At 66.1% G+C, this 24,353-nt stretch carries 31 protein-coding genes; 14 read left to right on the top strand and 17 right to left on the bottom strand.

Annotated elements, in window-relative coordinates:
- Positions 1-59 precede the first annotated feature (59 nt).
- A complete protein-coding gene (locus AC4ELH_RS22595) occupies positions 60-680 on the top strand; it encodes a TetR/AcrR family transcriptional regulator (RefSeq protein WP_064958380.1) in 621 nt (206 codons plus the stop codon).
- On the opposite strand, the gene AC4ELH_RS22600 is transcribed toward AC4ELH_RS22595, so the two are convergent.
- Positions 656-1,159, bottom strand: coding sequence for a hypothetical protein (locus AC4ELH_RS22600; protein ID WP_236734784.1), 504 nt, complete (start codon positions 1,157-1,159; stop codon positions 656-658). The genes AC4ELH_RS22595 and AC4ELH_RS22600 overlap by 25 nt on opposite strands.
- 448 nt (positions 1,160-1,607) lie before the next feature.
- On the opposite strand from AC4ELH_RS22600, the gene thiD reads away from it, so the two are divergent.
- Positions 1,608-2,414 (top strand): bifunctional hydroxymethylpyrimidine kinase/phosphomethylpyrimidine kinase, encoded by an 807-nt coding sequence (gene thiD, locus AC4ELH_RS22605; protein ID WP_498886817.1) that lies wholly within the window; start codon positions 1,608-1,610, stop codon positions 2,412-2,414.
- A gap of 6 nt (positions 2,415-2,420) precedes the next feature.
- Here the strand turns inward: thiD and AC4ELH_RS22610 are convergent, their stop codons facing one another.
- From AC4ELH_RS22610 to AC4ELH_RS22620, 3 genes are all read right to left on the bottom strand, one after another.
- The gene (locus tag AC4ELH_RS22610) at positions 2,421-3,302 is read right to left on the bottom strand and encodes a TIGR03620 family F420-dependent LLM class oxidoreductase (RefSeq protein WP_498886819.1); all 882 of its coding nucleotides are present in this window, start codon (positions 3,300-3,302) and stop codon (positions 2,421-2,423) included.
- A 189-nt stretch (positions 3,303-3,491) separates the two neighbouring features.
- Positions 3,492-3,776: a hypothetical protein gene (locus AC4ELH_RS22615; RefSeq protein WP_131811652.1), complete on the bottom strand. Its 285-nt coding sequence runs from the start codon at positions 3,774-3,776 to the stop codon at positions 3,492-3,494.
- A gap of 96 nt (positions 3,777-3,872) precedes the next feature.
- Positions 3,873-4,496 (bottom strand): TetR/AcrR family transcriptional regulator, encoded by a 624-nt coding sequence (locus tag AC4ELH_RS22620; protein ID WP_498886821.1) that lies wholly within the window; start codon positions 4,494-4,496, stop codon positions 3,873-3,875.
- A gap of 74 nt (positions 4,497-4,570) precedes the next feature.
- On the opposite strand from AC4ELH_RS22620, the gene AC4ELH_RS22625 reads away from it, so the two are divergent.
- Positions 4,571-5,509 (top strand): SMP-30/gluconolactonase/LRE family protein, encoded by a 939-nt coding sequence (locus AC4ELH_RS22625; protein WP_498886822.1) that lies wholly within the window; start codon positions 4,571-4,573, stop codon positions 5,507-5,509.
- Here AC4ELH_RS22625 and AC4ELH_RS22630 read toward each other — a convergent pair.
- Positions 5,502-5,903 carry a RidA family protein gene (locus AC4ELH_RS22630; RefSeq protein WP_498886824.1) on the bottom strand — a complete coding sequence of 134 codons (402 nt, stop codon included), beginning with the start codon at positions 5,901-5,903 and terminating at the stop codon, positions 5,502-5,504. The genes AC4ELH_RS22625 and AC4ELH_RS22630 overlap by 8 nt on opposite strands.
- Positions 5,904-5,964: 61 nt before the next feature.
- Complete coding sequence (locus AC4ELH_RS22635; protein WP_498886825.1) at positions 5,965-6,447, bottom strand: VOC family protein; 483 nt, start codon at positions 6,445-6,447, stop codon at positions 5,965-5,967.
- Between the two features lie 77 nt (positions 6,448-6,524).
- Here AC4ELH_RS22635 and AC4ELH_RS22640 point away from each other — a divergent pair, with 77 nt between their 5' ends.
- The gene (locus AC4ELH_RS22640) at positions 6,525-7,304 is read left to right on the top strand and encodes an SDR family NAD(P)-dependent oxidoreductase (RefSeq protein ID WP_498886827.1); all 780 of its coding nucleotides are present in this window, start codon (positions 6,525-6,527) and stop codon (positions 7,302-7,304) included.
- A gap of 86 nt (positions 7,305-7,390) precedes the next feature.
- A complete protein-coding gene (locus AC4ELH_RS22645) occupies positions 7,391-8,020 on the top strand; it encodes a hypothetical protein (RefSeq protein WP_064883392.1) in 630 nt (209 codons plus the stop codon).
- A gap of 6 nt (positions 8,021-8,026) precedes the next feature.
- On the opposite strand, the gene AC4ELH_RS22650 is transcribed toward AC4ELH_RS22645, so the two are convergent.
- The 3 genes from AC4ELH_RS22650 to AC4ELH_RS22660 form a co-directional block, all read right to left on the bottom strand.
- Complete coding sequence (locus tag AC4ELH_RS22650; RefSeq protein ID WP_064883449.1) at positions 8,027-9,004, bottom strand: glycoside hydrolase family 6 protein; 978 nt, start codon at positions 9,002-9,004, stop codon at positions 8,027-8,029.
- A 63-nt stretch (positions 9,005-9,067) separates the two neighbouring features.
- Entirely contained in the window at positions 9,068-10,330 is a 1,263-nt protein-coding gene (locus AC4ELH_RS22655) for a sulfotransferase family protein (RefSeq protein WP_448445100.1), read from the bottom strand.
- The gene (locus AC4ELH_RS22660) at positions 10,327-11,436 is read right to left on the bottom strand and encodes a DUF1214 domain-containing protein (protein WP_448445098.1); all 1,110 of its coding nucleotides are present in this window, start codon (positions 11,434-11,436) and stop codon (positions 10,327-10,329) included. The genes AC4ELH_RS22655 and AC4ELH_RS22660 overlap by 4 nt, the downstream gene beginning before the upstream one ends.
- Before the next feature lie 68 nt (positions 11,437-11,504).
- On the opposite strand from AC4ELH_RS22660, the gene AC4ELH_RS22665 reads away from it, so the two are divergent.
- On the top strand, positions 11,505-12,167 hold the full coding sequence (locus tag AC4ELH_RS22665) for a TetR/AcrR family transcriptional regulator (RefSeq protein ID WP_498886830.1): 663 nt from the start codon (positions 11,505-11,507) through the stop codon (positions 12,165-12,167).
- Here the strand turns inward: AC4ELH_RS22665 and AC4ELH_RS22670 are convergent.
- Together AC4ELH_RS22670 and AC4ELH_RS22675 are read right to left on the bottom strand one after the other, a co-directional pair.
- Positions 12,107-12,670 (bottom strand): TetR/AcrR family transcriptional regulator, encoded by a 564-nt coding sequence (locus tag AC4ELH_RS22670; RefSeq protein WP_064883385.1) that lies wholly within the window; start codon positions 12,668-12,670, stop codon positions 12,107-12,109. The two genes, AC4ELH_RS22665 and AC4ELH_RS22670, sit on opposite strands and share 61 nt — an antisense overlap.
- A 118-nt stretch (positions 12,671-12,788) precedes the next feature.
- Complete coding sequence (locus AC4ELH_RS22675) at positions 12,789-14,081, bottom strand: lipase family protein (RefSeq protein WP_082941705.1); 1,293 nt, start codon at positions 14,079-14,081, stop codon at positions 12,789-12,791.
- 139 nt (positions 14,082-14,220) lie between these two features.
- On the opposite strand from AC4ELH_RS22675, the gene AC4ELH_RS22680 reads away from it, so the two are divergent.
- Positions 14,221-14,913 (top strand): thioredoxin domain-containing protein, encoded by a 693-nt coding sequence (locus AC4ELH_RS22680; protein ID WP_448445092.1) that lies wholly within the window; start codon positions 14,221-14,223, stop codon positions 14,911-14,913.
- On the opposite strand, the gene AC4ELH_RS22685 is transcribed toward AC4ELH_RS22680, so the two are convergent.
- Positions 14,914-15,291 (bottom strand): ArsR/SmtB family transcription factor, encoded by a 378-nt coding sequence (locus AC4ELH_RS22685; RefSeq protein ID WP_055110904.1) that lies wholly within the window; start codon positions 15,289-15,291, stop codon positions 14,914-14,916. It lies immediately after the preceding gene.
- A gap of 67 nt (positions 15,292-15,358) precedes the next feature.
- Here AC4ELH_RS22685 and AC4ELH_RS22690 point away from each other — a divergent pair, with 67 nt between their 5' ends.
- Entirely contained in the window at positions 15,359-15,778 is a 420-nt protein-coding gene (locus AC4ELH_RS22690) for a DUF5313 domain-containing protein (protein ID WP_064883443.1), read from the top strand.
- A 7-nt stretch (positions 15,779-15,785) separates the two neighbouring features.
- Here AC4ELH_RS22690 and AC4ELH_RS22695 read toward each other — a convergent pair whose 3' ends face one another.
- The 4 genes from AC4ELH_RS22695 to AC4ELH_RS22710 form a co-directional block, all read right to left on the bottom strand.
- Positions 15,786-16,724 carry a M56 family metallopeptidase gene (locus AC4ELH_RS22695; protein ID WP_064958369.1) on the bottom strand — a complete coding sequence of 313 codons (939 nt, stop codon included), beginning with the start codon at positions 16,722-16,724 and terminating at the stop codon, positions 15,786-15,788.
- A complete protein-coding gene (locus AC4ELH_RS22700) occupies positions 16,721-17,095 on the bottom strand; it encodes a BlaI/MecI/CopY family transcriptional regulator (protein ID WP_064883381.1) in 375 nt (124 codons plus the stop codon). The genes AC4ELH_RS22695 and AC4ELH_RS22700 overlap by 4 nt, the downstream gene beginning before the upstream one ends.
- An 85-nt stretch (positions 17,096-17,180) precedes the next feature.
- The gene (locus AC4ELH_RS22705; protein ID WP_498886834.1) at positions 17,181-18,020 is read right to left on the bottom strand and encodes a cytochrome c biogenesis CcdA family protein; all 840 of its coding nucleotides are present in this window, start codon (positions 18,018-18,020) and stop codon (positions 17,181-17,183) included.
- On the bottom strand, positions 18,017-18,757 hold the full coding sequence (locus AC4ELH_RS22710; protein ID WP_448445087.1) for a DsbA family protein: 741 nt from the start codon (positions 18,755-18,757) through the stop codon (positions 18,017-18,019). Before AC4ELH_RS22710 ends, AC4ELH_RS22705 begins: the two co-directional genes overlap by 4 nt.
- Positions 18,758-18,864: 107 nt before the next feature.
- On the opposite strand from AC4ELH_RS22710, the gene AC4ELH_RS22715 reads away from it, so the two are divergent.
- On the top strand, positions 18,865-19,779 hold the full coding sequence (locus AC4ELH_RS22715; RefSeq protein WP_498886836.1) for a L,D-transpeptidase: 915 nt from the start codon (positions 18,865-18,867) through the stop codon (positions 19,777-19,779).
- Here the strand turns inward: AC4ELH_RS22715 and AC4ELH_RS22720 are convergent.
- Complete coding sequence (locus tag AC4ELH_RS22720) at positions 19,771-21,375, bottom strand: FAD-binding protein (RefSeq protein ID WP_498886838.1); 1,605 nt, start codon at positions 21,373-21,375, stop codon at positions 19,771-19,773. The two genes, AC4ELH_RS22715 and AC4ELH_RS22720, sit on opposite strands and share 9 nt — an antisense overlap.
- A 90-nt stretch (positions 21,376-21,465) precedes the next feature.
- On the opposite strand from AC4ELH_RS22720, the gene AC4ELH_RS22725 reads away from it, so the two are divergent.
- From AC4ELH_RS22725 to AC4ELH_RS22745, 5 genes are read left to right on the top strand one after another with little or no spacing between them, the layout of a single operon-like run.
- Entirely contained in the window at positions 21,466-22,065 is a 600-nt protein-coding gene (locus AC4ELH_RS22725; protein ID WP_236734781.1) for a TetR/AcrR family transcriptional regulator, read from the top strand.
- 55 nt (positions 22,066-22,120) lie between these two features.
- On the top strand, positions 22,121-22,630 hold the full coding sequence (locus tag AC4ELH_RS22730) for an RNA polymerase sigma factor (protein WP_448445080.1): 510 nt from the start codon (positions 22,121-22,123) through the stop codon (positions 22,628-22,630).
- Between the two features lie 56 nt (positions 22,631-22,686).
- Complete coding sequence (locus AC4ELH_RS22735; RefSeq protein WP_448445248.1) at positions 22,687-23,238, top strand: methylated-DNA--[protein]-cysteine S-methyltransferase; 552 nt, start codon at positions 22,687-22,689, stop codon at positions 23,236-23,238.
- Complete coding sequence (locus AC4ELH_RS22740; RefSeq protein ID WP_448445078.1) at positions 23,235-23,957, top strand: 2OG-Fe(II) oxygenase; 723 nt, start codon at positions 23,235-23,237, stop codon at positions 23,955-23,957. Before AC4ELH_RS22735 ends, AC4ELH_RS22740 begins: the two co-directional genes overlap by 4 nt.
- Positions 23,954-24,235, top strand: a complete 282-nt coding sequence (locus AC4ELH_RS22745; RefSeq protein WP_448445076.1) for an Ada metal-binding domain-containing protein — start codon at positions 23,954-23,956, stop codon at positions 24,233-24,235. Before AC4ELH_RS22740 ends, AC4ELH_RS22745 begins: the two co-directional genes overlap by 4 nt.
- The last annotated feature ends 118 nt before the right edge of the window (positions 24,236-24,353 follow it).

Raw genomic sequence — 24,353 nt, forward strand, 5'->3', positions numbered from 1 at the left:
TACAGTGACTGTGAACTGTATTGTCAAGATCCGAACGTCAACCGTGCGACGATCAACGGATGCGCAGGCACGGCTGGTCGGGAGACATTCCCGCCGACGACGACGAAGCCGTCCGCCGCATCATCGGTGCGGCCCGGCAGGCGATCGACGCGCGCGGCACCGTGAGCGTGTCCGAAGTGGCCCAGGCACTCGGGGTGACGCGCCAGACGATCTACCGCTACTTCCCCACGCTGGAGAGCCTCATGGCCGCCACCGCCGTGTCGTCGGTGGACGGCTTCCTCGATCGCCTGGCCGAGCAGCTGGGCTCGATCACCGACCCCAGCGAAGCCGTCGTCGAAGGCATCGCCTACACGGCGGAGCAGATTCCGCACGACCGATATCTCAGCCTGGTGCTGCAACCCGGCAAGGCCAGCGCGTTCACGGCAGGAGTTACCTCCGACCTTGCCATCGAATTCGGCAAGTCGATTCTGCGCCGGTTCGACATCGATTGGGCCACAGTAGGATTCGACGGAGATGCACTCGATCAGCTGGTCGAATTCATGCTGAGGATCCTGCAGTCGTTCATCATCGATCCGGGTGGACCGGCGCGCCACGACAAAGGACTGCGTACCTACCTTCGCGACTGGGTGGCGCCGGCGGTGTCGGCCCGTACGACCTACCCGTCGTCGCCGGCCCCGTGATTGGGGTTGGTGCAAATGGTGCCCTCGCACGGCACATCTGAGCCGTCCCCGTTCGGGTTGGGCATCACCGCCCCGCCGTTCTCATCCGGGTTGTCGCCGGCCCCGTGATTCGGATTGGTGCAAATGGTGCCCTCACACGGCACGTCCGACCCGTCACCGTTGGGATTGGGCATCACCGCCCCGCCGTTCTCATCCGGGTTGTCGCCGGCCCCGTGATTCGGATTGGTGCAGATCGTGCCCTCACACGGCACCATCGAGCCGTCCCCATTGGGGTTCGGCATCATCGGCTGAGTGGTTTGACCAGGTCCGGGCGCCGGCGCGGTACCCGGAGATTTGACCGGCCCATGCTGACTGGAAGTGGACTCGGCAGGGACGGGACTGGTGGTCGGGGCCTGATCAGTCGACGAGCTGCTGCATGCGGCGGCCCCAAAGACCGCCAGTGCAGCCGCGGCTGCGGCCATACATTGCACGAGCTTCATGACGGCGACGGTATCAGCTAACTACACAGCACACTGCCAGTTCTGGGTAAACGACCAAATTCGAAACCAAAAGGAAGCTTTCACAACTTAATTCAAGCTTCGATCGGACGGGAACACGCCGCGACCTGGCATATACAGCAATTATGAGATCCCGACAGGGATCTGGGCCTCGCCGCGCGAGACAACAGGCGGTCACCCGCCACGCTTGCGAAAAACTATTGAATTGTCAACAACCTTCGGACCTGAAACGCCCATCAAGGACGCGGGCGCTGTGACCAATCACCTTGGGTCGCAACATGGAACATCGTCTGCCCAACTGCAGCCGTGGCGCTACGGTGCCAGCGTGATCTGGGCGGCGATTTTCCCACCTCTCCTGCACTCAGCAACGCACCCGGATATCCGCTGGGTTAATGTCGGATGTCCGTAGCGCAGGCGTACGCTCACCCACGTGGTCGACCTCTCGTATGTCATCGCCGGATCCGAAGCCACCGGCGGCGCCGGCCTGCAAGCCGACCTGCGCACGTTTCAGGAGTTCGGCACCTACGGCGTGGGCACCGTGACCTGCATCGTGTCGTTCGACCCCAAGGCAGACTGGGGCCACCGGTTCGTCCCTGTCGACCCACAGGTCATCGCCGATCAGATCGAGGCGGCGACGTCGGCGTACAACCTCGATGTCGTCAAGATCGGCATGCTCGGCACCCCCGCGACCATCGACATCGTCGCGGAGGCTCTCGCCCAGCAACCGTGGCGGCACATCGTTGTCGACCCAGTCCTGATCTGCAAAGGGCAAGAGCCCGGCGCTGCACTCGACACCGACACCGCTCTGCGCAGCCAGATCCTGCCGCTGGCGACGGTCACCACGCCGAACCTGTTCGAGGCGCGCACCCTCGCCGGGATGGACGACTTCTCTTCCATCGACGACCTCGTCGAGGCAGCCCGGCGCATTGCCGACCTCGGACCCACGTACGTCCTGGTGAAGGGCGGGGTCGAATTTCCCGGCGACGACGCGGTCGATGTTCTCTTCGACGGCACGGACGCCGAGGTTCTGCGTGCGCCGAAGGTCGGCGACGCCCGGGTCGCCGGTGCGGGATGCACGTTGGCGGCAGCGATCACCGCCGCGCTGGCCAAGGGATCCAGCGTCCCGGAGGCGGTGCGCCTGGCCAAGGACTTCACCACAGCCGGAATCGTCGACCGGATCAGCGGCAATGCACCGTTCGACACGGTATGGCAGGGCGCCGGCCGCACACCTCGCTGATACCGCTCAGCTGGGCGCGATGTCCAACGCCCCGGCCAGGGACTCATAGATCCTGAACGTGTCCTCGTCGTAAACCTGGAGCAGAACCTCCGGCATCTGCGGGTGCGGCGCCGAGTGCTCACCCACCACCTGGATCTGCACGTGATTCGCCCCAGCCGCCAAATGTGCACGCAATCCCCGCGCAACTGTCGCCGTGTCACCATGCACGGCGAGCTGGTCGATCAACCGGTCGCTGCCGTCGCCGGACAGATCGTCATCCGTGAAGCCGAGTCGCCGTAGATTGTTGGTGTAGTTGACCAATCCGAGGTACGGATGCTTGATCCGTGGACGGGCGAGAGCGCGCGCCCCTTCGGGGTCCGACTCGAGAACCACCTTCTGCTCGGGCGCCAGTATCCGCTGAGACCCGAGCGCCGCCCGCGCACGGCGGGAGTGTTCGGGCGTGACGAGGTACGGAACCGAGCCGGCCGCCCGCTCGGTCGCCAGCGCCAGCATCTTGGGACCCAGTGCGGCCAGCATCCGCTTCTCGTGGGGAACACCGTGCTCATCAAGAGCATCAAGAAACCCGTTCAGGGCAGCCATCGGGGTGCGGTAATTGCCAACCTGTTCAGGGTGTCCCACCCCGAGGCCCAGCAGCAGGCGGTCCGGGTATGACCGCTGGATACGCCGATACGCTGCTGCCAACACGGCCGCATCACCGCGGTAGATGTTGTAGATGCTGCTGGCCACCACCAAATGGTCCGTGGCGCCGAGCAGTTCATCGAGTCCTGACAGATCAGGTTCCGGGCCACCCAGCCACAGCGTCGTGTAGCCCAGGCCTTCGATCCGCTTTGCCATCTCAGGTGTTGTGGCATACGCCGGTTGCCAGACACCGAATTCACCGAGATTCACTGCACACCTCCAGTCACGCGTCGTTACGTCACGAGCGTGCCTCGCTAAAATTGGACCAGCAAGTCCAAACTGCCTTCACCAAACTCGAGGGTGTGATCAGTCGAGGTCGACGGCCAGGCCCTATCCTTGGAGCATGGACTGCGCCGGCCCAGTAGCGCCGCCGCCTGGCCGTCATCGGCGACTGGAGGCTCAGGCGGAAGGAAACCTGAAGATGAGGGCGTCGAGCAGGCGCCTCACCTCGTTGAGTCGCGTACGCACCGCGGCCTGATGATGGAGCGCCCCCGGCCGACCGTCCGTGACGCGCGCGTTGATCCGCTCCAATTGCGTTTGCAGGTCGACCATTTCATCCTCGAGAAGGGCGATGAACGCCTGCGCCTGACGCACGTCGGCGCTGGCCCGTGGAGCCCGGTTCACCACCGGTGATGGCGCGGCCACCGGCCGAAGCCAGAGTGGATCAACAGCGTCTGCGGTCATCGTCCTACCGTCGCAGCGCCCCTCGGTGATCCAGTTTCCCGGCAGTATCCGTCCGGTAAGGAGCCGTTCACACTGTCGTCAGGCTGTGTGTGAGTTCTACCCGAGCAGCGCACTGGCAATGTCGGCGAAGTGCTTTCGCACCGAGGTTTCGTCCATGTCGAGGATGAGCTGCGAGATTGCCCCGTCATAGACCGTGACCAGCGCCCGCGCCATTTCGGCCGGCGTGGGTAGCGACGCCGGAAGATCCGGCGCCCGATCACGGATGTGGTCGGCGAGCATATGAGTGAAGTCCTCGCGCATCTGCGACCGTGCTGTGGCGAGTTCCAGCTGCACGTCAGGGCGGCGGGCCGCGTACAGGACGAAGTCCGTGTTGATCAGTAGCCACTCCCGGTCGATGGGCAGACCCTGCGACCAGGCCTGGATCGTGGCCTCGACCGTGTCACCCGGTTCGGCGGCCAGGAATCTGATGGTGTGCTCGGCAAACCCGCGCGACTGTTCGCGATAGAGAGCCAGGAACAACTCGTCGAGAGTGCCGAAGTTCGAGTAGAAGGCGCCCTTGGTATAGCCCGAGGCTTGGCAGATGTCATCGATCCTGGTACGCCCGAACCCTTTTGAGGCAAACACCGAGAATGCAGCATCCAGCAGCCGCTGACGGGTCTCGACGCGTCGGCGCGTCATCGGCCGTGACTGTTCGACCGATCGACCGGCGTCCTTCTCCACGGGTTCATGATACCTTTTGGCATCCGATACTAAAAGGTATCAAACTCAGCGTGAGATGACTGAGGGGTGAGTTGATGCTGCAGAAGGCAATTGGCGCCGTGGCAGGTGCCGTCGCGACCCTGTTCGTGGCGGCCGTACCAATCGCATGCGCAACGCCTGGCGCCGATGCGCGTACTGGCGCATGCCAGCGCTGGCAGATGACCACGGTGGCCAGCGGACTGGGCGCTCTGGAGAACCTCGAACCGGACGGCCGCGGCGGGTTCTACCTGAGCGCGATCAACGACGGTCGACTGCTTCACGTCGATGACGAGGGAAACAGCAGCACAGTGCTGTCAGGTCTCGATCATCCAGCGGGCCTGCGACTTTCAGGGAATGACCTGTACTTCCTGACCGGAAACAATCCCGGCACGTCGCGCGGAACTTTGCAACGACTGGACGTGACAGCCGGTCAATCGACGACGCTGCTCACCGGGCTGCCCTCACCGAATGGCCTGCTGTTCCTGCCGGACGGCGATCTGATCTTCTCGCAATTGACCGTCCCTCCGCGGGGCATCGACCGCTACGACCCCACCACCGGACGTCACACGAAATCCTGGTCCAGCACCCCGTTGCCCAACGGGCTGGCACTGACCCCCGACCGCACCGCGCTGTTTACCGAGAACTCGGCCCTGTCAACGGTTTTACGTCTCCCCCTCGACAAGCCGAACGCCACTTCGACCGTGGCGCGGTTACCCGGGCTGATTGCCGGCTCCGACGACATGCAGGCCACCCGCGACGGAACGTTGTACGTCGCGGGTGACACCTCCGGAGAGGTCTACGCGGTGAACACCGACACCGGCCGTATCTGCACGATAGCCAAAGGGCTCAGCCAACTTTCCCTGCCGCCCAACGGACCGACCTCGGTGCGGGTGGGCCCGGGGCCCGACGGCAATGCCCTGTATGTCACGGCCATCGACGGCAAACTGCGCCGGCTGCAACCCCCGGCCGGGACCGACCTCACGCCGGTCACATGACCGGCGGCACCGCGATCGCCTCGATCTCGACGAGTTGATCAGGGTACCCGAGGACTGCCACGCCCAACAGCGTGCTCGGCGGCCGATGGTCGGCGAAAGCCGACACCACCTCGCCCCACGCCACTGCGAGATCGTCACGTTGACCACTGGCGACGTAGATCGTCGTCTTCACCACGTCGCGCAACTGGGCACCGCACTCCTGCAACGTAATCCGGAGATTGGCCATCGACTGGCGGGCCTGGGCGGCGACATCACCGGGACCGACGACTTGCCCCTGATCATCGAGTGGGCAGGCGCCCGCGGTGAAGATCATGCCGTTTGCAGGTGCGATCGCCGCGTAGGCGTAGGGCACGCCCGAGAACAACCGAGAACCACGCACCAACTCGATGGCCATGCCCCAGTGTGGCAGGCCGCCCTACCCTCGGTGGGGTGGATGTGTACGAAGCAGGTGACTGTTAGCTTTCTGCGCTGAGGTCTGCGCCGCGATGCATTTCATAGCTGCTGCGGGCGCCACCGGGAAACTCGACGAATTCCACCGCGGTGCCGTCGGGGTCGTTGACGAAGAACATCCGGACCCGGTCGATCGGGAAGGGCTCCTGAACAGGCTGGAAGCCCGCGTCGACCACGGCGCGGTAGGTGGCGTCGAGATCGGTGACCGACAATGCGATGTTCTGGTTGCCGACGATGCCCCGCTTCCCCGGTCCAGGCGGGGTCGACGAACCGAGGCTGAGCAGTTCGAGCATGACTCCGCCCACGACTCCCCCGACCACACGACCCTCTTGCCGGCGGGACGAGTGCAGGACCGCATCAAACGGCTCACCCGAAATCAACTGGTCGAACACCACATCCATGCCCAACAGGCCACGGTAGAAACCGAGGGCCCGGTCCATGTCGGTCACGCCGACGACCAGATGGCAGAAACGTAGGTCACTCAACATGGTTCCTCGACTTCCTCGTCAGCGCTTGATCATATGAGTTAGCGTGCCAAATCTGGCCGAATCCGAAAGGCAGGTCCATGTCCACCTACAGCCATCCGCACTCACTGGACGGCCACGTCGCGATCGTCACCGGAGCCGCCCGTGGTGTCGGCAAAGGCATCGCGACCGCGTTGTTGTCCCGTGGGGCGCGCGTATTGGTGACCGACATCCTCGACGAGGTATTGGCAAACACCACAGCGGAATTCACCGACGCCGGATTCGAGGTGGCATCGGTGGTTGCGGACCTACGTGACGCCGACAGCGCCCAGCGCATCGTCGACGCGGCACTCGAGGCGTTCGGCACGGTGAACGGACTGGTCAACAATGCCGTCGCCAGCGCCGGACCCATCCCGTTCTTCGACATTCCCGCCGAGGAATACGAGCGCGTCCACGACACGGGGCCGCGGGCGACGTTCCGGCTCATGCAGGCGGTCCACCCGGTCATGGTCAACGGTGGCGGTGGATCCATCGTCAACCTCGGCTCCGCCGCGGGCACCGTCGGCACACACTCGTTCGGCGCGTACGCCGGCGCCAAAGAAGCGATTCGTGGCATGTCCAAGGTTGCCGCCCTCGAATGGGGCGTCGACGGGATCCGCGTCAACGTGGTCTGCCCGCTTGCCGAGACGGACGGCTTGAAAGTGTTGCGCGACATGGCGCCCAAACAGTACGAGGCGGTCGTCAGGAGCACCTCGCTCAAACGAATCGGCGACCCCACCGACGACATCGGGGCGGTCGTGGCCTTCCTGATCGGTGACGATTCCACCTATCTCACCGGGCAGACCCTGCTCGTCGACGGCGGAGCCGGCTCCTTCCGCTAGTTGCCGAACCCGGCCACATCGCGGGGTCACCCTTGTAGCTTCGGAATTGGAGACCGAAAAACACGAGCGAACAAGGAGGAAGACCAATGACGAATCGTTCAGGAAGTGCGTTCTCCCGACGCACGTTCATCCGCGGCGCCGCATTCACGGTGCCCGTAGTCGGCGCTGCGGTGCTCGCACCAAGTGCACTGGCGGCACCACAGGAATGCGGTGATCCATCCGGCAAGGTCGGCAACTGCGCGGCTCAGCTGCCACAGGAGTTCACCTCGACCAGCTTCAGCACGACGGCCATTGCCGGCGGGACCAACTACTCGATCCTGTTCAGCACGAACATCAGGCGCGGCCCGCTGATCCCGTCCGGGACCACCGGCTATCGCATCAGAAGCGTCAGTGTGTCCGGCACCAAGCTCGACGGCGCCCCGTTCTACCTGACGCCGGGGATCGGTGAGGTCGGCCCGCGGTTGCTCAACGCCCGGTCTGGGTCGTCCTTGGGTTTCGCCCTCGATGTGCCGTGGGACGCGAACCAGCTCGTGCGCTCGTTCCTGTACACCTACGACGTCGAGTTCCTGACCGGGCTGACGGTCAATCAGACCTGCCGCTACACGACGACGATGACGCTGCGCGACAACGGCATGACCCTCGGCGGTGTCGGCTCGGTCGACTTCACCACGCCGATGCTCGCTGAGTGCGAGGCGGAGGCTCCCCCGCCCCAGTAGTCCGCTCTACCCGTGCGCCTTGCGGACCAGGTCGATGGCGTACTGATTGACGAAGGTGCCCGCGGCGGCCTCGCCGGTACCGCATGCGCCGTCGGACTCACCGGGACGCTTCACCCACAGGAACGCGTCGACGTTGCCGTTCCCGGTCGCCGTGGTCGGCGCCGCGCCGAGGGCCCGTCCGCTCGGGTTGCACCAGTACATCTCGCCTTCGGCCGGTCCGGCACCGTTGCGCGAGGTGTCGATGACGTAGGGCTTGCCGCCCGTCTGGCCCGAAATCGCGTCGCCGTAACCGATTTCCTCTTCGGTGGTGAAGAAGTTCGCGGTGTTGAGGCTGAATCCGCGCGCCTTGGCGACGCCGACGCGGTTGAGCCTGTTGGCCATCTCGTCGGCGGCCGTCCATCGGGAGTGCCCCGCATCGACGTACACCGCAGTGCCCGGATTGCGGGTCAGCGTGTCCACCGCGTAGCTCATCAGGTTGTAGCGCTCCTCGCGCTGATCGCCCGACAGGCAGTCCGCCATGGCGAGTGCGTCGGGTTCGAGGATGACCGCGGCCGGCCCACCGCCGATGGCGGCGGCGACACCGTCGATCCAGCCCTTGTACGCAGCGGCCGACCCGAAACCGCCCGCGGCGTAGCTCCCGCAGTCGCGATGCGGGATGCCGTAGAGCGCCAGGATCGGCATGGTGCCTGCGGCCTGCGCCGCGGCGATGTACTTGGCGTCCACCGCGGGGCTGGAGACGTTGTCCATCCAGTACGCGGTGGGGGTGTTGGCGATCGCCTGCAGTTCAGGGCTCGGGTTGCCCTGCGCGGCGCGCGCGGCCTTCGACGAGGGGTTGACGTAGAACGAGTGCCCCTCGAGCGGGTTGCCGTCGCTGGCCAGACGGACCGTCGGCCCCGGAGCAGTGGCGAGGCCCGCGGCGACCACCGAGGCGACTGTCAGGAAGGGAGCGATCGACCGCGCGACTGCGCCAACGGCTGAGGACATCACCTCAGGGAAAGTAATGGGGCGACGCGATTAGCGCCAGTCGCTCCCCGACGGGCCGGCGCGTCACGCCTCGATCCGATGCGCGCCGGACGGGTCGAGCGTCTGGGTGTAGAAGTGCATCCGCTCGCGCAACTCGGCGGGGTTGATACCGAATTCCTCGGGCCGGTATCGGTGCGCGCCTTTCCCGCCGTGGGGCTGGGCGCGGTGATGATCGGCGAGCATTCCACGGATGTCCGGCGGCTCCATTTGCGCCGCGGCGTAGATGCGACGCACCGTCGCCTCCGGGTCGGCCACCAGGTCGCGGTACTGGACGTCGAGCCAGGTGACAGTGGACGCCGCGGCCCGGGCATCGAGGGCGCGGCGCAGCCACAGCTCGGTCTGCGCCGTTTGAAACCGGCCGACGTCGACCCCGTCGACGTCGTCGCTGTAAGTGGACCGGTACGTCGCGAACAGGCTGGCGCCCGACGCCACCGTCTCCACGATGTCGCGGTGCAACTGCACGATGCAGGCGCCCGGATACGTCGCGATGACGTGGCTGAGCTCGGCGGTGTGGGCCGGCGCTTTCAGGACCCAACGGCGGCCGTCCCCGGCGTCGAGGATCTGCAGCATCCGCCGGTGCTGCGCGTACTCGGCGGCGAAGTCCTGGCCGGCGAGCCAGGACGCGTAGCCGTCGAGGCGCGTGGTGGCGGTGAAGCCCCAGTTGCGCAGGGTGGTGCCCATGCCGAGCACGCACTCCTCGGGCAGGTTCGGTCCGGAGTCGTGCACCGCGGCCATCGTGGGGTTGAGAACGTGCAGCAGGTACTGACCGGCTGCGGCCGCCTCGAGGCGGCGGACGCGTTCGTCGCCGTCGAGGTCGCCGGGTAGCCGCCACGGCGCGCCCAGCTCGGCTGGCAGCGGCGCACGTAATCGGGGGTCGCGGTCGAGTAACCGGTACAAGAAGGTGGTGCCCGTGCGCCAGCCGCCGGTGATGATCACCGGGGGTAGCAGCGGACCGTGCTCGGTGGTGGGATGTTCCTTCAGATACCGCGCCATCGCGATCCTGGCCGCGAGCCGCCCGGACGCGGTTCGCTGGGCGGTCAACGCTCCGAGGGCGTTGAGCCGGCCGTCCTCCTCGGCCGAGGCCAGGTACTGCTCCACGCCCGGACGCCACTCGCCGGGGTCGCCCAGAACGCCGACGCCGGCACCGCGGGTGCCGCGGTCGATGACGATGTCGATGGCGTCGGCACCGAGCTGGTAGCGGTCCGGGCGCGCGGCCCGATCCTGCTCGGCCGCCGCGTAGGCCGTCAACGCCTCCGGTGTGCGGGCAGGGCCGGTCCAGCCGGTCATGGGCGCTCCGCCAGATCGGTCAGGGACACGATGCGCGTCGTGGGCAGGGTGGGCTGCTGTTCGGGTTGCAGGAACCGCATCACGACAATGCCGAACGCGCGGCCCTCACTGTCGATCCAGTCCCCGGCGGCCGGTCCGGGATCGGTGGCCGAGACCACGAACCGGTAGCGTCCGCCATCGAGGTTCGCGGTGGCACCAGTGTAGGAGACCCGCCGGTGCCGGTAATCGAGCGAATTGAGAAATCTGCTGTACGCCAAGATGTTCCAGTACCGGCACGGCACCAGATCGCCTTCGACGAGCAGCGCTTCGTCGGGACCGAGCTGCCAACCGCCGCGCAGGTAGTGGATGGCCGGTTCGGTGAACACTGCTCCCCCGGCCATCTCGGTCCAGTGGTGCAACTGGTTCGGCGACTCGTGATCGGCGGCCACCGCGCCATCCCAGATGCGCGGCAGCACGGCGATGGCCGCCGAGGCTTTCGACAGCTGCTTGCCGAACCTCAGCGGGTCGATCGCCGCCGGGACAGGGGGCGGCTCGACCGGCTCGATGGCACACCACCCGATGCGATCGGTCTGTGCGTCATCGTGGAAGTGACGTACCCAGATGACGATCGCGCGATCGGGCAGGTCCAGCCAGTCGTTCTCCTGACGGCCACCGCCGACCGTCACCTGGTAATCGCCGTCGGCGTCGAACGTGATTGCATCACTGTCGATTCGGGAGCTCGCCTGGGCAGCCGCCCCGCCCGAACCGGAATAGGCGGTGATCGACACGTACGCGGCGTCGCCGCGATTGCCACGGATCAGGTAGCGGCCGCCGGGGCGGACATCGGCGACCCAGTACTGGAAGTCGGGATTGTCCATCAGGAATTTCTGACGCCAGCCGTTGAACGCGACGAACTCAGGCTTGTCGCGATCAACTTCCAAGCGGCCCAGCTGATTTGACACTGCGCGCAACAGTGCACGGAACCCGTCGGCGCGTTCGGATTCCGGCAGGGCGGCGGTGTCTGCCGCGAGTTGCGCACCGGCCGTGCGCAATCCGTCGACGAACGCCGTCCACGCCGCGACCTCGGGGCGAGCCCGGTCTGCGTCACCTTCACTGGGCGCGGTCACTGGGCATCCCCCTCACAATCCGGAAGCGGTTGCTTCCAGAATTGGATCGTGCTCGCTATGCTCACGGAATGTCAAGGCCGTACCGCGGCCAGGCCGCCGAAGCACGGTCGGCGGACCGCCGCGCCCGACTGATCCAGGCAGGCGCCGACCTGGTCGGCACCCAGGGAGTCGCCGCCATGACCATGCGCGCCGTCTGCCGCGAGGCAGAGCTCAGCCAGAAGTTCTTCTACGAGACCTTCACCGACACCGACGACCTGCTCCGCGAGGTCTACCGCAGCACGTTCGAGCACGCACGTCAGGTCATCTACGCCGCCGCCGACCCGGACGCCGATCTACCCACACGCATCCGTGCGGGAGTGGGAGCAGCAGCGCAACTGGTCGAAGAAGATCCCCGGATTTGCCGAATCCTGTTGGTGGAGCCGATCGCTGACCTCAGGCTTCGTCATTTCGTACGCGACGCCGTCGGCGCGATGACCGGACTGACGGCACCGACCGACCGAGCGGGCACCGTCGCGGCGGCGCGGGTCAAGATGCAGTACGCCACCGTTTTCGGCGCCATCATCTCGCTGTTCATCGAATGGACGGAAGGCAACCTCGGTTCCGACCATGACGTGTTCGTCGACCACGTGAGCGCCATGCTGTTGTCGTCGCCGTTGTTCGACAACGCCGTTCAGGCAGTTCCCTCGACCGGCCAGCCTGCCAGGACTCCTCGGATCAGCCGGTCGAGCTGATCGGCGTTGTCCACCAGCGGTTGTCCGATGACAAAGGTCATCATCACCCCGTTGATGAACGAGAACAGGGTTTTGGCCTGCTCGTCGATGACGTCGGGCGCCATCGGATTCTCGTCCGTGGCATGCCATTCCGTCACGACTGCGCGCGCAACCCCGTAGAACCCCTCGACGGACGCGCTGAGCGTTGCAGCCAGTTCGTCGTCACGGCCGGCCTGCAGGGCCAACTCGTAGCGGGCCTTGGCCCGGGTGAGCCACGGTTCGGTCGACGAATACATGACCAGCGTGGCGAACCCGAGCGTGCCGGCGAACTCTGTCGGATCGGCATCGGTCAACTCGGTGAGCAGGGAGAGGTCGGCGAGGTCGAGTTCGTTGAGGCGCGCGGCGATCGCGTGCATCAGCGCATCTCGGGTCCGGAAATAGAACGACGTCGTGCCGTCGGGAACCTCTGCCTTCTTGTCGACCTTGGGGTGACTGACGCCGCGCGAACCGTCCTTGCCGAGCAGTTCGATGGCAGCGTCAGCCAGTTCGCGGCGACGCTGGGCGGCGTTGTACTTCCTGCGTTCAGCGATGCCCCGCAGTCTATCGAGCGGGCATTCGAGGTCCGGGATATCGCCCCGACCGTCAGAACTGGCCGCAGTTGGGTGTGGTGGGTTCTCCGTTGAAGCGGGCGGCGATCCACTGCATGGCCGGCTCTCCGTCCACGAGCATGGGGAGCGCGTGGTTGATCACCAGCTTGTTGAGGAACGGCGGTTCCTCGTTGGTGCGGAATTCGACGTCGGCACCCTGCGCGCACCAGTCCCGGCCCAGCTGGTTGGCCGCGGTCCACGGCACCAGCGGGTCGTAGCGGTTGCTGTTGATCAGCACCGGCGCGTTCGGCTTGAACCGGCCGAGCTTCTGCAGATCGAACAGGCTGCTGAACGGTTCTTCGTTGACGAGTTTGTTGATGTCCTCGTTGAAGTAGGGCTGCAGATGCCGGAAGGCGAAGTCGACGATCGTCTGTCCCACGCACTGGCGTGACACCGACTCGAGCATGTCCTTGCCGCGCTGGGTGAGCTTCGACCGGATCGCGTCGGCGGCTTCCGGGTAGGCGGCGATGACGCCGTTGAGTGCGTAGCCGACGACGCCCACGAGCGCACTACCGTCGGCGTAGGGCAGCAGTTCCTTGAGGTCGGCCGGCGGCGCACCGGCATAGGTGCCGACGATGTTCAGTTCGGGCGCGTAGGCCGAAGCCAGCTCCGCCGCGGACGCAGTTGCACCACCACCCTGCGAATATCCCCAGAAGGCCACGGGGCCATGCGGATCCAGCGATGTCTCGGGCAATTTCATGGCGGCGCGAGCGGCGTCGAGGACGGCGTGCCCCTCAGCCAGGCGGTTCACGTAGGTGTGCATCGAGTCGGTGCCGAGACCCTGATAATCGGTCATCAGGATGGCAAAGCCGCGGGCCACCAAGGTCGCGACGAACGCCTCCTCGTAGTTGACCATGATGTCCCAGCCACCCGAGTAGTGGATGCCCTGGTTGAACTGGCGCGACGGTGCGCACTGATTGCCCTGCCCCTGAGTACCGGGCGCATAGACGAGCAGGGGGCGCGGCCCCTTTCCGGGCCAGTCGTTGTACGGCTCGAAGTAGGTGCCGGTGACGGCGATCGGATTGTTCCGAGAGTCGATGCTGCGGTACATGATCCGCGTTCCGGTCGCCATGATGGCGCCCAGCTGACCGGATGGCTCGAGCACCAGCCGGCTGGGTTCGGTGCGGATCACGTCGCCGGGCACACCGGCCGGCAGCGGGTCCGGCGGGAGATAGAAATCGGCGTACTGCGGCTCATCCCCCGTGTCGGCGAATGCCAACGTCGTAGATGCGACGAGCGACCCGATGATCAGCATGAGGACGACCACAATCCCCCCGGCATTGCGCATTACCGGACAGTAACAACAAACTGTCTCGTTCTGCCACTTTTCCTCTAAATAACTAGAGAAATACAGTAAACGTCGAGGTTGAGGGCCGTCCCACCCCTCACCCGAGTCGCGTGCGTCGCGGTCAGCGAGGATGGAAGTCATGAACGCGAACCCGCTTGGACCAGGCACCGCGAATCGGTCGAGATACCGAACGATTCACCTCCTGCTGCTGGCCGGCCTACTCACGATGGCGTTCATGTGGGGCCCCGGAGCCGGTCGCGCGCAGGCGGCGCCGGCATCGTCGGCCGGAGATGTTCTCTCCATCGGCGACCCCGCGGCGCCGGGTCAGATCGACCTCTATCTGGACCCGCTGTGCCCCTACAGCGGGAAGATGGTGCGCGACCAGGGCGCCGAGATCGGCCGGCGCATCGCGGATGGCAAGCTCCACATCAATCTGCGTCTCGTCAACTTCCTCGAAAAGTATTCGGCGAGCGGCAATTACGACAGCCGCGCCATCTATGCCGCCCACATCGTCGCCGACCACTCGCAATCGAGCGACATCACCTGGCAGTTCATCGAGCAGATCTTCGCCGCCGATCAACAGCCGAAAGAAGAAGGCGAGACGGATCTGAGCAACGATCAGCTCGCCGGGCTGGCCGACCGCGCCGGCGCACCGCCGTCAGCCCAGGACATGATCAAGCTGGGGCTTCCGATCCCCTACGACGGCCACACCATCGGCGCGAACAACCTTCCGCTGCTGCGAGCTTTCCCCGATCCCGGGGTGCCGCTGGTGGCCATCGACGGCAACGCTGTCGACGGGAATTCCGATTGGCTCGACCAGCTTCCGCGCTGACTATCGCGCGGTGCCGATCGGCGGCAGCGAGCCGATGGCATCGATCTGATCGCGCTGGGCGGCAAGGGTATCGGCGAGGAACGTTCGGGCGATGAGCAGCAGTTCAGCGATCTTCGGGTGCGCAAGCGTGTAGTACACCGCGTTGCCGACCCGGTGCCCGCTGACCACGTGATGGCGCTTGAGAACCGCGAGGTGCTGCGACAGCAGGGTCGGTTCGATATCGCTGGCCGCCAGAATCTCGCTGACCGGAGTCGGGCCGTCGCGCATCGAAAGGATCTCCAGCACCCGGATCCGCGCCGGATGCGCCAGCGCCTTGAACAGGTTGGCCTTGATCTCGTACAACGGCCGCTCGGGACCATCTAGGACGCTGTCGGTCACCGCTGCCCCAATGATTGATGGATTGATGAAATTCGCAATCCATGATACCGAGCGTTACCCTGCTGCAATGCCCACCGGCCAAGCCTCCCGCACAAAACCGGGCCCGCTGCAGTACATCGGGTACTGCTACGGCAAGCGGCTACCCGACTCCATGCGCGAGTGGGTGGCCAACGACCTCGCAGGCCCCGGCGCCACCATCCGGATGATGGTCCGTGTCGCGATCCCGGCAATCCTGGTTCTGGCGCCGATCTGGTTCATCCCGATGTCGCTCTACCTGCACGCCAGCATGACGGTGCCGATCTTCATCCCGTTCGTCTACTTCTCCCACGCCCTTAACAAGGTGTGGCGGCGTCACATGCTCGTCAAGCACGGTCTGAACCCGGCCCTCATCGACGAGCTCTCGCGGAAGAAGAACGCGCACATCCACCAGGCCTACGCCGAGCGCTACGGCCCCCGCACGGGGCCGAGTAGTAGCGGCGACATCTGACAGGCAGTTACGGCTGCAGGGTGCACAACGTCAGCGCGAAGGCCGGTGCAGAGGCCGTCGCGATGACGATGAGAACCATCGCCAAGGACTGTGGTCGCCACCAGATCGCTCGCTGAGGTTGCAGGAGTCGGGTGACCCGGTCGGCCACCGCCGTCCCCGCCGCCGCCAGCACGCCGTCGGGCAGCCGATGCCGGGTACTCAACGCGACGAGGCTCGCCAACAGCGGCTCACGGCCGTGTCTGCGGGTGGCCGCGTCGTCCGCGCACATCTCCAGTAACGCCGGCACCGACCGGGCCGCCGCCCGCATCAGGGGCAGACGCGGCAGCGCTGCGGCGAGGGTGTTGAGCGTCGCAATGACGTGATGGTGGCGGCCCCGCAGGTGCGCCCGCTCATGGGCCAGGACCGCCGCGAGCGCGGGCGGCCTCAACAACTCCAACGCAGCCGTCGTGACGACGATCGCGCGGTGCCGGCCGCCGGACACGCAGTACGCCGCGGGCTGGTCAGCCGTGATGGCGATGACGCCATCGTGGCCGGTGGGCCGGCCGATGATCCGAACCGCTTCTGCGTGTTCACGATTGGCGCGCCGCGTTCGGTACAATGTGACGATCACACGACGCGTGGTGTTGGTCGCCACTGCGGCAGTGACCGCAAGCAGGGCGACCACCAACACCGTCGCCACGGTGGGCGGCAACGTCACCGCCCCGGCGATCCCCAGTGCCTCGACGCAGAACGTCGGTGCGGTGTGGGTGATCAGGCTGTGGGCGGCGCCTGCGATCAGGATCACCAACGCCGCCACCCAGGCGAATGACGCCGTTGCGACGACCACCAGCCAGCCTGCCACCGACAGTCTGGGATGCACGTTGACCGAGATCGGGCCGGTGAACAACACCGGTGCCAGCCAGCTCAGCGCCATTGCGTAGCCGAGAAGAAACGTGACCGCGTTCATCGTGACTGCTCCTCGGTGAACCGCTTGAGCGCCTGCCGGAGTTTCTTCGAATCGTCATCGACGATCTGCTCGAGGAAGAAGTTGAGGATCAACTCACTGTCGCCGCCGGATTCGAACACCGTGCGCATCAGTTGCGCGGAGTGCTCCTCACGGGTCATGACCGGCCGGTAGCTATACGCCAGACCGACCTTCTCCCGCTCCAACCAGCCTTTTCGGAACAGGTTGTCCATGGTCGACATGACCGTGGTGTAGGCGATCTGTCGCTTGGTGACGAGCTCGTCGTGCACGCTGCGTACCGTCGACGGCTCCGCACGTGACCAGAGCACTTCCATCACCACAGCTTCGAGATCGCCAAACCCTTTGATTCCCATATTCATTACCGCCTGCGTGGGTGCGCCGTCACCAGTTGGTGGTCTCGCGCATCAAACCTATGTAGCGCGATAGTAGCTTCTCGGCTCATCCGACCGTGCTCTCACCGACGGCACGCTTTCGCCACAACCGGATCGACCTCCACACGATGAGTGCCAGTACGACGCCCAGGATCAGCCGGAGATCACTGACCCCCGACGACAATCGGCCCAGCCAAACTTGCAGGTCATACTGGGCGTCGACGGACAGCAGCCCGCCGAGATTCGCGGTGCCGTCAGTGAACAGGAACAGCCCGCCCAAAACGATGAAGATCGCCCCGGTGAGCAGCGAGGTGGTGTGGGTCTCCAGCGGGCCCAAGCGCACCGGCCGGCCCCGCAGCCAGGTGCGTTCGGACAGGTTGAAGCGCTCCCACAACCAGGCGAGTAGGAACAACGGCGCCGCCATGCCAAGGGCGTAGACCGCCATCAGCAGTGCCCCGTAGGCCGGGTCGGCGCCCATCGCCGACATGGTCAGGACCGCGCCCAGCAGCGGGCCTGCGCAGAAGCCCGCCAGTCCGTACACAGCGCCCAACGCGAGCACCGACACGGTGCCGGAGATCTTGATCCGGGCCGTCATCCGTTGCATACCCGACAAGCCGAACCCCTTGCCCAGCAACGCCATCAGGCCGAAGCCGATCAGTACCAGCCCTCCAGCCATGGTGACTTCGCTGCGATAGCGAGTGACGATGCTGCCCAGCGCCCCGACGCCGGCTCCCAACGGCACCAGTACCGCACAGAGACCCACCCAGAACGCCACAGTGCGCTGGACCAGCAAGCGCGTCCGGTCGAAGGCGTAGGCGAAAAACGACGGCAACAGCAGGGCCGAGCACGGGCTGAGCAACGAGGCCAGCCCGCCGAGGAAGGCTCCGAGCAGACCGACGCCACTCATCGCTTGGCCAGTGCCCCGTCGATGGCCGTCACGAAATCGTCCGTGGGCTGCGCGCCGAGCATGGGCACGTCATTGATCAGGAAGGCCGGAGTGCTGGGGACACCAATCCCGGTGCCCTGCGCCAGATCGGCGTTGATCGCGTCGTCGAAGGTGCTGCCGCGCATTGATGCGGTGAATCTGTCGATGTCGGGGACACCGGCCTGCCTGGCGAAGCCGATCAGATCCTCGTCCGTGAGGTCGGCCTTCGACCGCTCCGGCGCGGCCGCATAGACAGCCCGGTTGAACTCCCAGAACCTGCCCTGCTCGGCCGCCGCGCGTCCGGCGCGTGCTGCCGTCATCGACTGCGGGCCGAAGATCGGGTAGTCACGCCACTCGATCCGGAGTTGGCCGGCGTCGACGTAGCGCTTGACGAGTTCGGGCTCGGTGTCCCGGCTGAACTTCGCGCAGAACGGGCATCGGTAGTCGGAGAACACCACCAACGCCACGGGTGCGTCGGGATCCCCCAACGCCAGCGGGTCACCGGGCTGCCGGCGTTCCACCGGACTGTGGCCCCGGTCGGCATCACCGCCCGCCGCGCCGGGCGCCTGCGACGTCGCCGCCGGGCCCGCCGCGGGTGCCGCGGTGACGGCGTCAGTGCCGGGACGTATCAGCAGGTAGGCGATCAGCGCGGCGCCGATGACAATCAGGACTCCGATGAAGATGAGGTCCTTCTTGACGCTCTCTCGCCGTCCACTCACTACGCACCTCCATGCTAGCCTCACCCTACGTAGCTACGCCGTAGCTACGTATTCCGTTCTAGCACACTGCGCCGCCGGGACGCGGCCGACAGAGGGGAGGCGCCGGGATGTTGGCGGCTGTACCGCGGAGGCGACCACTACCGATCCTGTCGCTGGCCTTCATCGTCGCCATCGGCGCGACCCTCTGGCTGGCCCGGCCGACGTCGATGCCCACCGAACTCACCGCCGGCGAACAGGCCCAGGTCAGCTTCACCGCGACGTCGGGTGCCACCTTGGTCGACGGAGGGACCTACGGTGTCGGCACGGTGATCGTCGCCAACTTCGACGAACCCGTTGCCGACCGCATCGCAGCGGAAAAACGGCTGTCGGTGAAAACCGATCCGTCCGTTGATGGTTCCTGGTATTGGATGGACAACCGGCACGCCCACTGGCGGCCGCAGAGCTACTACCGTCCCGGCACCGAGGTGGTCGCGGCGGCCGACGACCGGGGCGCCGGCCGGATTTCCTTCCGGATCGGGGAGTCGCACGTGTCCGTCGCCGACGACGCCACCAAACAGATCCGCGTCTACCGCAATGACGAGCTGGTCCGCACGATTCCCACCTCCATGGGCATGGGCGGATCAGAAACCGTTGCAGGCAAGACCATTTCGTTCTGGACTCAGCCCGGCGTGTACACGGTGATGGACAAGTCCGACACCGTGGTCATGGATTCGTCGACCTACGGCCTGCCCGTCGACTCACGCCTGGGCTACAAGGTGACCGTCAACAACGCGGTACGGCTGACCAACAGCGGAATCTACGTCCACCAACTCGACAGCACGATCTGGGCGCAAGGCAAGACCAACACGTCGCACGGATGCCTGAATGTCAATGCCGACAATGGGCGATGGTTCTACGAGTTCTCCCAACCCGGAGACGTGTTCGAGGTCCGAAACACCGGCGGCGATCCGCTGCCCATCTGGCAGAACGGCGACTGGGGTGTGCCGTGGGACGAGTGGCTCGGCGGCAGCGCCCTACGGTGACGGCGTGGGTTCCATCGCGACAGCATGCTCTGCGGCGCGACGGCCCGAGAAGACGCAGTCGGCGATCGACAATCCACTGACGTAGGAGTTCACACACAGTCCGATGGCCGTCCGCCCCGCCGCGTAGAGACCCGGAATCGACTCGCCGGCAGGGGTTGTCACCGCACCGGTGAGTTCGTCGACGATCAGGCCGCCCAGGGTGAACATCGGGCACGGGTTGAGCAGGCTGGGCCTGATCGATATCGAGATCAGTGAGAACGGCCCCTGTTCAACAGGTTTGACGAACTCTGCCGGCTTGCCCATCGGATCCGGCAGCCCGGCCGAGGCGGCCGCGTTGTGTGCCGCGACGGTCGCCACCAACCCCGCCGGGTCGACACCGGCCTTGGCGGCAACTTCTTCCAGGGTGTCGGCCACGACCCGGTCGGTACGCAACATGGCTTCCATCTGCAGGCGTTGGAACCAGATGGCCTGCTCGGGAAGCTGGGCTCGCGCCTGCTTGAGCAGCCGGTGGTCGGCCAGGATCCAGCCGCGTCCGCCGTGGTCTTGAATCATCGCGTGGCCGACCGCGGCGCCGTAGCGGGACTCGTCGATGAATCGCTGTCCGTGTTCATCGACCACGAGGCCTCCCAGGAACGCGCTGGGCGGGGTGATGAAGCGCCACGCGGACACGTTGTCGAGGCGATCGACCGCAGCGCCGACCTCGGCGGCCAGCGCGATGCCGGCACCGTCATCCCCGGTGGTGCCCAGCTGAAGCCCTTCGCGGTACGCGGGTGCATGCTCGGCGATCAGCTCGCGGTTGGCGATGTATCCACCCGCACTGAGAATGACCGCCTTGCGCGCATGGATGTCGACAGTGCGGGCGTACCGACTTTCCAAGCGGTCCAACAGCTTTTCCATCGCGGCCCGCAGCGGCGGATAGTAGATGCCCGGTTTGACCGCCAGCTCGGCATACGCGCGATAGCGGCGCCGAACCCACGCCGGTGCGTGCGCAAGCGTGCTCGTCCGCACACCGACCACCCGGCCGCTGGGATCGGTCAACAACGCGACAGCGCGAGTGAGGAACTGTGTGCGCACGCCGCGTGCGGCTGCCGATGCCGCGAGAGGCTGATAGATCTTCTTGCCCGAAGCCCCCGGCCCCTTGGCCCGGTGACCACGTTGCGCCGGCGGCGTGATCTCACGAAAGCGCCCGGAGTTCTCGCTGCCCGAGTAGTAGAGGTAGTACTTGTTGTTCGGATACGACGTCTTGTACGGACAGACCGAAGCCTCGAACGGCACGCCGTGTTCGGTGAGCCAGTCGATCATCGCCGGACTGTCGTCGACGAAACGCCGCAGCGTCTCGGGACGCACCGCGTCGCCGATCTCGGCCTGCAGGTAGGCGTACATCGCCTCGGCGTCGTCCTCGACTCCGGCCTGGCGCTGAACCCAGGTGCCGCCACCGGCATAGATGATGCCGCCGGACACCTGCGTCGCGCCGCCGCCGTTGAAACGGTCGATGGCCAGGACGTCGGCGCCTCTCGAGCGCGCCTCCAGCGCTGCGCAGACCCCCGCGGCTCCGTATCCGACCACGAGGACGTCGGTTGTCTGCGCCTCTGTCATGACTCTCCCGCACATCGTTACCACCGAACTAGACATCTAGTTTGTACTCAAAGTACAAACTCTGCGCAAGGACGCTCGTAGACTGCGCTCGTGGCTGAACTGACCGGGCGCACCGTGCCTCCTGCGGTGGCCGAGAAGCTGTACGCAGCGACGGACCTCATCGCCACCCGCGGGCTGCAGAAGACCAAGATCGAGGACATCGCCGCAGCATCGGGAGTCCCGAAGGCAACGCTGTACTACTACTTCAAGGGCAAGGACGACATCCTCGCCTTCCTGTTCCGGGATTCCCTCGATGCGCTCGCCCGGGATGTTGCCGCGGCCACCGATGCTCCCGGGCCGGGCCGAGACCGGTTGGCCGCCGTGGTCCAGGTCCAGATTGCCCACACCATGGGCCGACCGGGCACCAGCCAGGCGCTGGTCGGCGACCTCGGGCGCGCCATTCGCCTGCCCGATCTCGCGTCGGCAGTTCAAGAGGCTTTCTACGAACCCATCGCCCGCGTGCTGAAGGCCGGGGCCGCCGACGGTTCACTGCGCAGTCTTGCCGACCCAGAAAGCTCCGCGATCAGTATCTTCGGGGCGATCATGATGACCGCCGCGCTGCACAGCGTCATCAACTCGACCAAGACCCAGAACGAAATCGCCGACGAGGTCATGGATTTCATCCTCAACGGCCTCGCGCCGCCGAGCTGACCATCCATTCCAAACTGGGATCTCACGAAACCTGCGGTCGGAGCGTCTACAGAACGTGAAAGCCAAACAGCCCTTCGAGGCAGTGGTCGAGGACCACGGCCCCACGGTACTGCGGGTGTGTAGGGCCGTCGTCGGACCGATCGACGCCGACGACGCGTGGTCGGAAACGTTCCTGGCCGCGATGAAGGCCTATCCGGACCTTCCGGCTGACGCGAACATCGAAGCGTGGCTGGTGACGGTCGCTCACCGCAAGGCGATCGACATCACCCGGGCCCGGTCGCGCCACGCGATCCCCACCGACACCGTGCCGGAGACACCCACCACACCGCAGCACGACCGCGACGACGACCTGGCCGATGTGCTCGAGCGCCTACCGACCAAACAGAAGCAAGCCGTGGCCTACCACTACCTGGCCGGCCTGCCTTATGCCGACATCGCGGCCATCCTCGGCGGCAGCACCGATGCCGCCCGGCGCGCCGCCGCCGACGGCATCGCGACCCTCAGACGTACCTATCGGAGCGGCTCCGCCGCCATCAGTACCTCCCGGAGAGGAGAAACCCGATGAACACCGACCACGACCTCATCCACGATCTGGCGCAGATGGCCGACGGCACCGACCACATGGCCACCCTGCGGACACGACTGGCCGTTGCCGCCGACCGCGACGGCATTCTCGACGTCGCCTACCGAATCGTCGACAGCCCGGTGGGCCCGCTGCTGGTGGCCGCCACCGACCAGGGCCTGGTGCGCGTCGCCTATGCCAATGAAGACCACGACGTCGTCCTGCAGCAGCTCGCCGACAAGGTCAGCCCACGCATCCTGCGCGCACCAACCCGTCTCGACACCGTGGCCCGGGAACTCGACGAGTACTTCGCCGGTACCCGCCGCACCTTCGACATCGTGCTGGACTGGCGGTTGTCCGCGGGATTCCGCAGCACGGTGCTGCACCACCTCCCGGAGATCGGTTACGGGCATACCGCCAGCTACGCAGCTGTGGCCCAGCTCGCCGGCAACCCCAAAGCCGTACGTGCAGTGGGGAGCGCCTGCGCCACCAACCCCCTGCCGGTCGTCGTGCCCTGCCACCGCGTCGTGCGCAGCGACGGGGCGATGGGCGGCTACCTCGGAGGTGTGGAAGCCAAACGACTTCTGCTGGATTTGGAGGCCGCCGCATGAGCGTCGCAGGTGGGCCGTGGGCAGACCGCGTGGCCGCAGCCGACTGGGATGCGATCCGTTCGGACCTCGACAGCGTGGGCTGCGCTCTTACCGGTCCGCTGCTCACCGCTGCCGAGGCCGACCGGATCGCCGCGCTCTACCCCGACGAGCGCCGGTTCCGCTCCACGATCGACATGAGCCGATACCGCTTCGGGGAAGGCGAGTACCGCTACTTCTCCACCCCCTATCCCGACGCCGTCGTCGCGCTCAAGCACGCGCTCTATCCCCGGCTGTTGCCGATCGCGCGCGACTGGTGGACCAAACTTCGCCGGGAAGCGCCATGGCCCGACGATCTGGACGACTGGCTGGGCATGTGCCACGCAGCGGGACAGACCAAAACCACCGCGATCCTGCTCAAGTACGAGGCCGGCGACTGGAACGCCCTCCATCGAGACCTGTACGGCGAGCTGGTCTTTCCGCTGCAAGTGGTCATCAACCTGACCAGCCCCGGCGTCGACCACACCGGCGGGGAGTTCCTGCTCTACGAACAGCGGCCGCGCGCGCAGTCGCGCGGCACCGCCACCGTCATACCGCAGGGGCACGGCCTGGTCTTCACCACCCGGGACCGGCCGGTGCCCTCGGCCCGCGGATGGTCGGCAGCGCCGGTGCGGCATGGGGTTTCCGTGGTTCGTAGCGGTACGCGATTCACTCTGGGGCTTGTCTTCCACGACGCCGCATGACGTCGAACATCAAGCGGTACACGCTGACGGGAGCGGATGGTCAGCCATACCGCAGCGTCACACCCGGAATCCTGGGTGGGCATCGCGGCAGCAAGCTCTACGGCCGCCTGGACTGCCCGTCGGCCCTGCGAGCCATCGCGGCCGGCGGATACGTGCGCAACCGTGTCTTCTTCGCCGACGAGGCCACCGCCGTCGCCGCCGGCTACCGGCCCTGTTCGGTCTGCCTGCCCGACGACTACCGGTTCTGGAAACAGACGGCGCGCCATTTCCCCCTGTGACCTGGGCCACTGCAATTCTCACCGGCGAACCGCGACGCATTGTGAGATCGGACAATCGCTACCATCAAGGCGGTACTCATCCGAGGGGCCAGCCCACACGACCCACAGGACGCTTGAT

It is taken from the genome of Mycobacterium shunyiense (genome assembly GCF_058270075.1).